General features: G+C 36.7%; 11 protein-coding genes. 2 read left to right on the forward strand and 9 right to left on the reverse strand.

Annotated features, from left to right (window positions below; translation table 11 throughout):
- The coding region (thrC, locus tag AC1DOS_RS05715) for a threonine synthase (RefSeq protein WP_477536717.1) at positions 1-541 on the reverse strand (541 nt) is incomplete at its 3' end.
- A complete protein-coding gene (locus AC1DOS_RS05720; RefSeq protein ID WP_477536718.1) occupies positions 538-1,830 on the reverse strand; it encodes a homoserine dehydrogenase in 1,293 nt (430 codons plus the stop codon). The genes AC1DOS_RS05720 and thrC, both read right to left, overlap by 4 nt.
- Positions 1,831-1,954: 124 nt before the next feature.
- On the opposite strand from AC1DOS_RS05720, the gene AC1DOS_RS05725 reads away from it, so the two are divergent.
- Entirely contained in the window at positions 1,955-3,319 is a 1,365-nt protein-coding gene (locus AC1DOS_RS05725) for an aspartate kinase (RefSeq protein ID WP_477536719.1), read from the forward strand.
- Positions 3,320-3,484: 165 nt separating this feature from the next.
- Here the strand turns inward: AC1DOS_RS05725 and AC1DOS_RS05730 are convergent, their stop codons facing one another.
- The 4 genes from AC1DOS_RS05730 to AC1DOS_RS05745 form a co-directional block, all read right to left on the reverse strand.
- A complete protein-coding gene (locus tag AC1DOS_RS05730; RefSeq protein WP_477536720.1) occupies positions 3,485-3,856 on the reverse strand; it encodes a VOC family protein in 372 nt (123 codons plus the stop codon).
- A 540-nt stretch (positions 3,857-4,396) separates the two neighbouring features.
- The gene (locus AC1DOS_RS05735; RefSeq protein ID WP_477536721.1) at positions 4,397-5,101 is read right to left on the reverse strand and encodes a hypothetical protein; all 705 of its coding nucleotides are present in this window, start codon (positions 5,099-5,101) and stop codon (positions 4,397-4,399) included.
- 193 nt (positions 5,102-5,294) lie between these two features.
- Positions 5,295-6,566, reverse strand: a complete 1,272-nt coding sequence (locus AC1DOS_RS05740; protein WP_108584837.1) for an ATP-binding protein — start codon at positions 6,564-6,566, stop codon at positions 5,295-5,297.
- A 214-nt stretch (positions 6,567-6,780) separates the two neighbouring features.
- The gene (locus AC1DOS_RS05745) at positions 6,781-8,580 is read right to left on the reverse strand and encodes a DNA/RNA non-specific endonuclease (protein ID WP_477536722.1); all 1,800 of its coding nucleotides are present in this window, start codon (positions 8,578-8,580) and stop codon (positions 6,781-6,783) included.
- Between the two features lie 489 nt (positions 8,581-9,069).
- On the opposite strand from AC1DOS_RS05745, the gene AC1DOS_RS05750 reads away from it, so the two are divergent.
- Complete coding sequence (locus tag AC1DOS_RS05750; protein ID WP_477536723.1) at positions 9,070-9,216, forward strand: hypothetical protein; 147 nt, start codon at positions 9,070-9,072, stop codon at positions 9,214-9,216.
- A 114-nt stretch (positions 9,217-9,330) separates the two neighbouring features.
- Here the strand turns inward: AC1DOS_RS05750 and AC1DOS_RS05755 are convergent, their stop codons facing one another.
- From AC1DOS_RS05755 to AC1DOS_RS05765, 3 genes are all read right to left on the reverse strand, one after another.
- Positions 9,331-10,317 carry an HNH endonuclease domain-containing protein gene (locus tag AC1DOS_RS05755; protein WP_477536724.1) on the reverse strand — a complete coding sequence of 329 codons (987 nt, stop codon included), beginning with the start codon at positions 10,315-10,317 and terminating at the stop codon, positions 9,331-9,333.
- Between the two features lie 90 nt (positions 10,318-10,407).
- Positions 10,408-10,983 carry a C40 family peptidase gene (locus AC1DOS_RS05760; protein ID WP_477536725.1) on the reverse strand — a complete coding sequence of 192 codons (576 nt, stop codon included), beginning with the start codon at positions 10,981-10,983 and terminating at the stop codon, positions 10,408-10,410.
- Positions 10,984-11,403: 420 nt separating this feature from the next.
- Positions 11,404-11,955 (reverse strand): GNAT family N-acetyltransferase, encoded by a 552-nt coding sequence (locus tag AC1DOS_RS05765; RefSeq protein WP_477536726.1) that lies wholly within the window; start codon positions 11,953-11,955, stop codon positions 11,404-11,406.
- Between the last annotated feature and the right edge of the window lie 27 nt (positions 11,956-11,982).

Consider the following 11,982-nt stretch of genomic DNA (forward strand, 5'->3'; position numbering starts at 1 on the left):
GAACATCTGGTACTGTTCCTAACTGATCAATAATTTCAAACGCGATTGTTTTCTGTCCTTCTAAACGGTAAGGATTAACTGAATTAACTAGAGCGATGCCATCTTCTTGACCCACTTCGCGAACCATTTCAAGTGCTTCGTCAAAATTTCCTTTAATCGCCAGAATTTCAGCGCCATACATTTTTGCCTGGGCAAGTTTTCCGAGTGCAATACGACCTTCTGGAATGACCACAATTGTTCTCATGCCAGCTCTCGCTCCGTATGCAGCGGCAGACGCAGAAGTATTACCAGTTGATGCGCAAATAAGAACGGTTTTCCCTTCTTCTTTCGCTTTCGCCACTGCCATGACCATGCCTCGGTCTTTGAAAGAACCGGTTGGGTTAGCACCTTCTAATTTCACATGAAGATCAATACCCCATTTCTCAGACAAATTTCCGAGATGAACTAAAGGCGTATTGCCTTCCTGCAATGTTAGCTTTGGCGTATCTTCTGTTACCGGAAGCCATTCTTTATATTGTTCAATCAATCCTGGCCAATTCATTCTGATTCATCTCCCTCGATGCGGTAATGGCTAATGACACTTGCCAAACCTTTTAAATCTTCAATCACGTCCAAATGTTGCTGTCTAGAAATTTTATGAGTGACAAGAATAATTTCAGCCATTCCCTCATTTCCCGCTGGATGCTGCTTAACTGATCGAAGGCTTGCATTATGATTGCTGTAAATGGCTGTCAAATTCGACAAAACTCCTACTTCATCTTTAACAAGTAAACGATGGAAGTACTTCGCATAGCGACGATTGGCCGATTTGATAACCCGCTCATGCTGAGCAGCGTGTAGTCGCTTACCATTTACTTCAAGTAGCAAATTACGACATGCAGCGATAATATCCGAGACGACTGAAGTTGCAGTCGGTAGAGAACCAGCGCCTGGTCCATAAAGCATCGTTTCGCCAACTGCATCACCATATATGTATACGGCATTAAATTCGTTGTTTACAGAAGCGAGCAAATGCGAATTTGCCAAGAATACTGGTTCCACTGCCACTTCGATCCCATCTTCATTTTTTTTCGATGAGCCAACCATCTTCATTGTATAGCCAAAGCCCTCTGCTAGTTCCATATCTCCGTCTCTTATGTCTTTCATCCCTCTAACTAATACGTCGCTAAGATGAACTTCTGTTGAAAATGCGAGAGAAGATAAAATGACCATTTTCCGTGCAGCATCCACTCCGTCGACGTCCGCTGAAGGATCAACTTCCGCGTAGCCAAGTCTCGTTGCTGCTGCCAAAGCGACTTCATAGCTCATATTTTCTTGTTTCATTTTCGTTAAAATGAAATTAGTTGTTCCGTTCACGATTCCCATCAAACTTGAAATCCTGTCTGAAGCTAGTCCGTCTTCTAATGTACGAATTATTGGGATGCCCCCTGCAACACTCGCTTCATAAAATAAATCGCATTTTTTTGCATCTGCCAACTTCAATAATTCGTGTCCATATTCCGCCATGACATCTTTATTGGCTGTCACAACTTGCTTTCCAGCACGAAGCGCGTTTTCAATTGCCTGCTTCGCTTCTTCAATGCCACCCATTACTTCAACAATAATATCAATAGTGGGGTCGTTTAATATCTCATGGACATCCGTTGTAAAAACGTTTGAATCCAGAGTTGTGATTCTTTCCTTATTTTCATCTTTAATTAATACCTTTTTAATGGAAACTGGAACACCCAATTTGTGATGCATATCCTGTTGGTGTTGTTGTAAGATCGTTGCTACTCCACTGCCAACTGTTCCTAGTCCTAATAAACCAATCGAAATTTCATTTTTCATTGATATTTCCCCCTACTATGTGTACTCCCTAAAAAAACAATTGTGTTTTCCATAAGTACATTATAGTATTATACTATAAATTAAAACAACCCTTTAAATGAAAGAAAGATGGGACTTGATAACGATGAAAGTATGTAAATTTGGAGGTACATCTGTAGCAAGTGCACAACAAATCAAAAAAGTGGCGGCCATTCTAAAAGCAGACCCTTCAAGAAAAATTGTCGTGGTTTCAGCTCCTGGTAAAAGGTATGACAACGATGTAAAAGTAACCGATATGCTTATTAGTCTGTCACAAGCTACACTTTGTAACGAAGATGTCGAAGATTACTTGAGCAACGTAATCGATCGATACACTCAAATTGCTAATGGTCTTGAGTTGGGTAAGGAAATTCTTGACATTATTGAATTGGATCTGCGCAACCGACTCGCATCGGATAAAGGAAATCCAGGATTATTCTTCGATCAATTAAAAGCGAGTGGTGAAGATAATTTAGCAAAGCTTGTCGCTGTTTATTTAACTTCCATTGGCTTACATGCAGAATACATAAATCCAAAAGATGCGGGCTTGCTGGTTAATGATTTCCCAGAACGCGTACAGGCGCTACCAGAATCCTACAACAGATTATCGGCTTTAAAGGATAAGTCGGCGATTAGCGTCTTTCCCGGATTCTTTGGTTATACAAGTAAAGACGAACTGCGGACATTTGAGCGAGGAGGCTCTGACATTACCGGCTCGATTTTAGCAGCTGCGATAAAAGCCGACCTATATGAAAACTTCACAGATGTAGATTGTGTGTTTGCGGCCAATCCTAGTATTGTTGAAAACCCTGAAGAAATTCACAAAATGACATACCGAGAAATGCGAGAGTTGTCCTACGCAGGATTCGCGGTTCTTCACGATGAAGCGCTGATGCCTGCATTTAAAGAGTCAGTTCCAGTTTGCATAAAAAACACCAACAATCCGCTAGCTGCGGGAACGATGATTGTCGCAAAGCGAGAGCATTCTTTCCGACCGGTTACCGGCATATCTGCAGACAGTGGGTTCTCCACACTTTTTGTCAGCAAATATTTAATGAATCGGGAAATCGGGTTTGGACGAAAACTGTTGCAAATTCTTGAAGATGAAGAGATTTCATATGAACATACCCCTTCTGGAATCGATAACCTATCCGTCATCTTGCGCAGCCACCAGTTAAACACTGAAAAAGAAGCTCGCGTAGTTCATCGTATAAAAAACGAATTGCATGCAGACGAGGTCAATATCCACAGCAATTTCTCTATGGTCGTTCTCGTTGGTGAAGGCATGAAAAACACAACAGGATTGGCCGCTAGAGCCACAGCGGCTATTTCCCGTACTGGTGCCAATATCGAAATGATCAATCAAGGTTCCTCCGAAGTTAGTCTTGTATTCGGGGTCCTTAAAAAAGACGAAACGAAAATACTAAAAGAGCTTTATAAGGAGTTTTTCTCACCCGTTTTAGTTCAATAAAAGCACCCCACTAGTAGTTATCTCTAGTGGGGTGTTGGTTTTATGTTTTATGGGAAGTTATTTGGTACTCTATTCGCGAATTTTTGTCGACTACGAGCGTTTCTTTGTCGACTATGAGCGAATCACCCAAAAATGTCCTTCTTATTATCACTTATTATCACTTATTCACACATGTTGATCCACAAGAATAGAATTACCATCTGGATCTTCAATTGTAAAACTTGCAGGACCTACACTTGATTCATCTGCTTCAGTCAGCATTTGAATTCCTTTTGCTTTAAGCTGCTTTTGAAGGTCTCGAATGTCCGTAAACGATTCGAGATTGTCGGCATTTTGATTCCACCCTGGATTAAAAGTCAGAATGTTATTTTCAAACATCCCTTGGAATAGTCCAATTACGCAACTTTCATTCTTCATAATAAGCCAATTTTGAGTAATTTCCCCTCCAAAGACTTGAAATCCTAGGTCTTCGTAAAATGATTTTGATTTATTAATGTCTTTTACACTTAAACTTACAGAAAATGCTCCTAGTTTCATATTTCCCTCTCCTATCAATTCATAATATTCAGATATTTAATTTTGTGGGTATAGAAAACTTCACACTATTCAAGTATAAATATGTAATTTGAAATACACAACATTCACTAATGATAGCGTCAATACTTGTTTTGATGAAGAATTTAATATGGCAACAATCCGATGATTGACCTGACATGTATTACCACAGAAGTCGTAGAAACTACATCGAAATAACTTAGTGATTAGACGTAAATAAAAAACAAATCTCTGGATGGTTCGGTATTCAAACAGCCGTGTACCTATTTTCACACCATCTCTTTTTTCATTCGAGGAGATACTGCGAGCACCACACTGCCTTTTTGTTCTAAGTTTTTTAATGATGTCGATTTCTCTAATCCAAGGTCAGCTGCCGCACAACTTGCATAGAAACTTCATATCCAGACAAATAAGTTTAAGCTAGGATATGTAATGCTTCCAAAGCTACAAAAAATGCAGGAAGAAAAAATCTCCCTGGTAACTGCTTATCATCGAATGGTAAAAAATGAACTTGATTCGCTTTTAGGTAGTCAACTCAGCTATTGTTCCTAATACACTTCCTAAAACTTGGCCTTTAAAAGCATCTGGTACAGATTCATTTGTTGGATTTCTATAAACGTATTGATTTAGGTCAGCGTCATAACTAAATCCACTACTGAGTAATTTTTGTTTTAAAGACTCAGGGAACTGTTTTGACCCAGAAGTTACCTCAAAATATTCAGTTGTAGCTATATAAAGCTCTACATCATCTAGACTTGAAGATACAATTAATAGATCCGTGTCTCCTTGTAAAATCCATTGTCCTTTAGAATAAATGGATACCTTTGAATGTTCTAAACTAGAAATCCCGTCCAAATTCACTCCGAATATTTGATTGATTAGTACTCTACTCTGAGCTCCTGTTAGAGAATAATCATGAACCTCAATGTAACGATCCATTACTTCATTTTTTGTCATAGCCATAATTTGAGTATCTAATTCGGATGAATTAGAATCAACATTTAATGAAGTACGTAGACTCTCCATGACAGAGGCATTATAGTTGGACAATTGGCTACCATAATTTTTTTCTGATGTGTAATTTAAATCAGCACCAAAAACTTCTTTTACAGCTGCACGTATTTCTTCTCCTCTTACCTTGTTACCAAATGATTTTATATACTTATCCATTACTTCTACTTTAGGCATATTTTCTAGTACGCTAGTTATTTTTTCTTCACGGCTCAATCTAATCCCCTCCATTAATTTATTGGGTATGTTAAAAGATAGTATATCAAATATACTAGCATAAAATTTTTGCGAATCGATTAATCATTATTGCATATCTATCTGGTTATATTTGAGCAAAAAACAAAAGACGATTTGCCCTTTTTTTCAGGCTAAATCGTCTTTTGTTCATCTTTGTTTGTTTCGATAAGGCTTAAACTTTCGACTTTGGTAACAATACTTCAACGCTAGTTCCAGAGTTAACCTGGCTCGTTATGTGGATAGAACCTTTGTGTGTTTCAATAATGCTAAAACAAACTGTCATTCCTAAGCCAGTCCCGTTTTCTTTTACACTATAAAAAGGCTCACCAATGTGTTTTAAATGGTTTTCTGCTATTCCGCAACCATTATCCTCAAAATTAATGGAGAAATAGTCCTCATTTTCATCAGCTATTGTAATCGTTATCTCACCATCACTTGAGATTGCTTCTAGAGCGTTTTTCACTATATTGATAAACACTTGTTTTAACTTACTCTCATTACAATATGTATTGAATTGATCTTTATCAATCACGTTTAATTGAATATTATTTAACGATGCTTCAATCGATAACATTTCAACGACGTCTCTCACAACTGTATTTATTTTGTGGTTAGTAAATATAACATCTGTAGGATTTGCTATAACCAAAAGTTCGTTAACAATATTATTAATTCGATTAATTTCATCAACCAACACGTCAATATGTTGATCCAATTTAATTGTTTTCACTTGACCCATTTGTAAAAAACCTTTAATAGTCGTAAGAGGGTTTCGTATTTCGTGAGCAATACCCGCTGCTAGTTCACCTAAAACAGACATCTTTTCTGATTGCCTTAACTTACGCTCAGTTTCTTTTAAAGCAGTAATTTCTCTTCCGATAACTACTAACCCTTTTCTGGAACCATCATCATTAAAAAGAGGCATTTTGAATGAATCAAAAATTTTGCTTGAACCATCTCTCAAAGGAATTGTTTCTTCACAACGACTAACCTTCCCTGCTTTCCACGCTTCTTCGTCTGATTCAATACAGTAAATCAACGCATCGTGATAAAAATCTGTGTATTTCGCCACTTCTCTGTCTGTTTTCCCTTTGTAATCGACGCCTTCTAATTCAAATAACTGAGCACCAAATTTATTTATTTGGAGCCACCTTCCTTCTCCATCCTTGAATGAAATACAGTCGGGCATTGTATCGATTAATAAAGTAAGCTTCTCTTTTTCTTCTTCAATTTGGTTTGAATTTTTTAAATTTCTTAATAAAATAAATATCAGAATAGCAGTGAAGAAAACGAACAATAGGTTTTTGAATATATCCAAGAAAAGCACCTTTTCAGTAGAAAAGTTTGAAATGCTTAATAAATAATCTAAACCAATAAACCAAATTGGACCAATCATTAAATATAAAAACGGCAAAACACGGTATAAACCAATGTGAATTTTCATTGTTCTTCCCCTTAAAAAAAGTCTAATTGGTTATATTGTCACACAATAAACAAATTTCAGCAATATTTTCCAAAAAGTGCAGAAAGTAAAAAAGAATTGGATTTCAACTAATTAGTATACTTCAAGTATTCACTTACGTATATGTCATAATTTCTTAATGGTAAAAGCCGATGATTCCCTACGATAAGGAATTCATCGGCTTTTACTTTGTAGTCTAGAATTTTATATCCTCAGATGTCTCAATGACGTGACCAATCGTTGATTCTAATTGATTGATTGGGTCGTTATTACGTAAACAACCAAAATCAAGCCCTGTTATCGCTTCAATTTTTGTTATTGGTACTTGATAAGTTTTATATTCACCATAGGCAAATTCCAGATTCTCGATAAGATTTTTTTGAGTCTGCAAATAAGCAGTTGCGGATAGGTTGCCATCTTCTTTAACCATAATAGCAATTTTCCAAAACTCAGCAGGTATTTGAACTCCTCTGTAAACAATGTCATCCACCCTAAAAACCGGACCTGTATACACTGTCACTTTAAGATTCCAGTTTTCAGCATTGTCTAAAATATAGTTCTCCAACTCCAACCAGTTTTTTTGATTTAGATTACTGTGCTGGGGAGCACAATTTGTAAAATGGAAGGTATTCCTATTCGCTTTTTCAGCTGTATCTCCCCAAACAGGATCTCTCCTGCGGACAAGATGTCCCCGATCAAGATCATTATTTTTATATAATTCAGGACCACACTGGTACTCAGTTTCGATTCGAGGATCGAGATACCATTTATCATTACGTTCAATGTCTATTAATTGGTTTCCGTCAATATTTACTACCGTAAAATAGGCTAATCGGCGTGACTTGCTCATGACGATGGAAAAATGCGTATAATGGAGCACATTGCTGCCGTCTTTTAACTGAGCAATATCCTGTTCAATATCAGACCGGAATGTCGGAAGCGGAATTTCATGATTATCACCAAGAAACTTAGTATCATAACCGGTCGAACCTTCATACCATGAGTCGCTTAACTCCTCCACTATCATCTCATCAGATTTTTCTTTGGTCACATCCCGCGCCTGCACAAGGTCATTAATTAACAATTTCTGCTCATCATTTAAACTTTCGCCTTTCTTTACAACAAACTGGACAATCGAACTGATGCGAATTCCTTCATTGGCAATAAATTCAGTATGATTTTTAGGATCTGGAACTCCAGCATGGTGGAGGGCAATTACAATCCATTCGTCATTGTATACAGGTGAACCGGAGGATCCAGGCATAGTATCTGTCGAATAGTGAATATAATCGTCAAATACATCCGAAATTTGATTCTCTCTAATTGCTACAGCTTTGTGTTCACCCGAAGGATGTTGAATAATTGATACATATTCACCAACCAATACTTTTCCCGTTTGGGAGATGAGAGGCAAGAACCCAAAATCACTCACTTTTGTGCCATCTTCAGACACTTCCTCTATAGCGACTAATGTGAAATCAAGCTTCTGATCTGTTATAAAGAAACGCTCTGGCGTTAATCGAAAGCTTTTCTTCAAACGTTCATTTAAATCAAGATCCACTTCGTAGTTGAATTGCGCAACACTGAAATGAGCCGTATCGTAGTTTTCCAAGACATGATTATTTGTAAGTAATAAAGAAGGTGAGACAAGAAATCCTGTTCCATATCCGAGAACTCTACTTATAGAATCTCGGATCTCGATTCTACAAACAGAAGCGGCTGCTTTTAGACCTGCTTCAAGATAAGAGATAGGAAATAGATCTTCTCGACCAATAATACGCTCAATTGCAAGGCTATCACGTGGATCAATAATCGCTTTACGCAGCGCCACTCGCTCAGGCGTATCAACTTCAAAAGGATTTTTACCTTGCAGTTCACTAGCAATTCGTTCACGTTCAACCGAACGTTCAATGTAACGCTTTAAAGCTTGTTGTTGTTGCAAATCTACAAGATTCATATTAAATTTTCGAAATTCATTAAGTCGCTTAATAGTCATATTAACCTCCTTAAAATTTCCACTCCATTATTCCTTTGGAATGGTGTATCTCATTAGGTATTCTACAATTACTTCGAAAATCCTTCTTACATAAAAATGCTCCAATTTATGTTTTGAGTAAAATAGATAGACTAAACCCAGTGATAGATACTACCACTGGGTTTTTTAAAACTTATTTGAGTGTAACGTTAAGTAGAGAATTTGGTTTAAATCAGCTGATGATTAACTAAGCAAGTTTGCCGTCTTCGATCCGGATTATTTAAGATGAGATCTATCTATATTAGTTATTTTTGGCTCTTCAAATGAAATAACATCAATTATATGGTTTTTTCGAATCGGACTGTTCATCGACATACATAGTAACACTCCTTGTTGGCACTTAATGGAAAAATTACTAATAGTATATCATTTCCATTTTTCAGTTAGTAATTATTTTCTGACAACTTTCATATACTATTTCTAAAAAACTATATCGAGGAGAGTTTGACGATGAAACCTGAACATGTGGACCCAAAGGAAATGGAATTGCGTCAAAACAAGGATTTTAATGCTTCTCTTGATATGGTCGGTGAAGGTGCACCCATTTATCACCTGGATAAAGAAGAAACTGAAGTTGACAAAGAAGATACATATTAATTCTGAAGCATCATTAATCCAGAATAAAAAAATACAAAAAGAAATCCAGGAACTCTAAGAGTCACTGGATTTCTTTTTTCTTATTCATAGGCACTATTTCAATTGAAAATTTGTTTAAGGAGCCCAGCCCTTCTCAAATCCATTCAACTCGGCATACTCATACAACTTCACAAATTGATGGAAGTCGTAAGTTTCCATGTATTGTTTAACATAAACGTCACCTGTTTTCTTAAACCATTGATTTCGCTCATCCAATTTATTGAGAAAGCGCTCAGCTGGTAATTTGCTGCCTTTGCTGGAATTGAGTGATGAAGATGTCAGGACAAAATTCCACAATTCGTCACTGTGGACAAAACTCCAGGGAACAAAATGATCCACTGCAATTGAACGTTTTGCAACGTGTAATGGTCTATCTGTATAAAAACATGTAGCTCCTGAATGCGTCACAATCATTTGTTGGAATTGCTGCAACGATTCACGTTGTGTAATGTTTTCAATTTCTTCTAGTAGTATCCCATGCGTTAAGCTAGGATTCTTTTTTTGCAAAAACTTTGCTAATTCATAGTTAATTAACTTAAAAATATTCGTTTGATATTTCAATAAAAATTCATAACAAGATGGTGTCAACGTGAGTTTGCGTTCTTTCTTTGAGAACCCATAAACAAGACCTTCTGTATCCGCAAATAACGCTCCGACTACGTACCTTCTAATCACTTTACTCTCAATACGCTTAATCAAGTCGCGCTGTTGATTTTCTTGAATCGAATCAAATGACACTCCACTTGGAATCTGGTATTCATATTGAAATTCCTTTAACTCTTTTTCAATTTGAGCTTGATGCCCTTGAGAATACCCATTACGAATGACTAAATTCCAGTATAGCTTCGCAAATGATTCCGCTAGTTGATTGAAATTCAATTCTTGCTTATCATTCGTTTTGTAAAGATTCTCTAAAATCCCTCGCAACACGGCGAACTTATAGGAGGTCGTCTTCATTGATTGAGAAGAGAGAGTTTTCATGAAAACTGACCACAGCTGATCTTCTGAAACAGGATGATAACTGACTGTTCCTTCGTTTAGTTTCCATCCTTCTGTCATCATAATCATCTCTCTTCATACCAGTTGTCGTTACATCTGCGCATCTACCAATTGCTCTAATGGTAACATATTACATAAACTGATGGATGAATATTATAAGACTCTCTGTGCCCACATAAAGTGTTGTTGTGTCCATGGTCCCCAAATAGAAAAAGTCTGTACACTTTTAGCTGTGTTTAGATTGCTAATCCACATCCCATTCCCCATATAGATTCCTACGTGTGTAATAGTTTTACCACTACTCGCAAAGAACATTAAATCCCCTTTTCTCATATCCTTGAATTTTATGGATCTTCCAATGTGTGATTGCTCACGGCTAGTTCTAGGTAATTTCACGCCGAATTTAGCATAAATATGCTTCGTCCAACTACTACAATCTGCCTTGTAAGGCGCAAGGCTATAGTCTGCTCCATACACGTATTTCGTTTGTGTTTTAAGAACCTTTGCATAGTCTACAAGATCTGAAGCTTTATTCGGAGTTCTAACAACAATAGATTGTCCGATATATAATTGATTAGGATTTTTGATTTGCGGATTTAGTGATCGCAAATCCTGATAGCCCATTCTGTATTTATAAGCAATGCCATTTAATGTATCACCTTTATGTACTGGATATGTTGCTCCTGCGACGCCTGAAAAAGAAAGCACGAAAATAAATGATAGAACCAAAATCTTTGTAAGTTTCTTAATGATAGTTCATCTCCTCATGATTAATTGATTGGTATTTTTTACTTGCACTTGTTACAAAATCTGAAATACTTTTTGGTAAGGTCTACTATGTAAAAATATGTAAACTCGTCAATTCATTTATTAAATCAACGGATTCGAAGGGGCAGTTAAGTATTTTGCTTAACATTTTTCGAGTATAGCATGCTTACTATACAGGAAATGGTGGTAATTATTACCGAGATTTATTTCATCTACAACTGCCCGAACTTCCAATCATTACAAGTATAAGGACTTAATAACCACTAAAGTTGTCACGTGTAAAATTGCCTAGAAATCGAATTGTCATTAATACATCCAGCAAATATGCATACAAAAAACCAGTACCTCTAAGAGATACTGGTTTTATATTCGCCATAACTTTCAAGCTTGTTGTTGTGCTAATAATCGAAACACTACCATCCGTAATACCTGGTTATTCATGTCTCCGGCTTCTTCAACTCTAGTAACCTCAACGAATTTACACGACTCCAAGAGTTTAATGGATTTATCATTGCGCTCTTCTGTATAGGCTTCCAGGACTTTTAACTTCATCTCTTCAAAACCATATTCGATAACACTAACTAATGACTCTTTCATCAAACCTTGACCTTGATAATCGGGGATTATTCCATAACCCAAATCTCCACTTTCCTCATCCTTGTTAATATTCCAGATACAAATAGTTCCAATCACTTTGTTTGATTGTTTATGTTCAATTGCCCAGATGACCCATTTATCTTCATCGATTCCTTGGTTCATTTTATCAATATAAGCTTTTGTTTCTTCAGTATTTTGATCTACTTTAGTATTTAAATATTCATACATCCTGGGATTTCTTCGCATCTCAAACATATCATTCGTATCACCATGTGTAATTCTTCTTAAGAGTAAATGCTTAGTTTCAATAATCGGAAATGGTGTGAAATTCGTCAACGATGCCACCTGCTTTCTACTAGAAAT

This window comes from Paenisporosarcina sp. P5_A11, assembly GCF_056400705.1.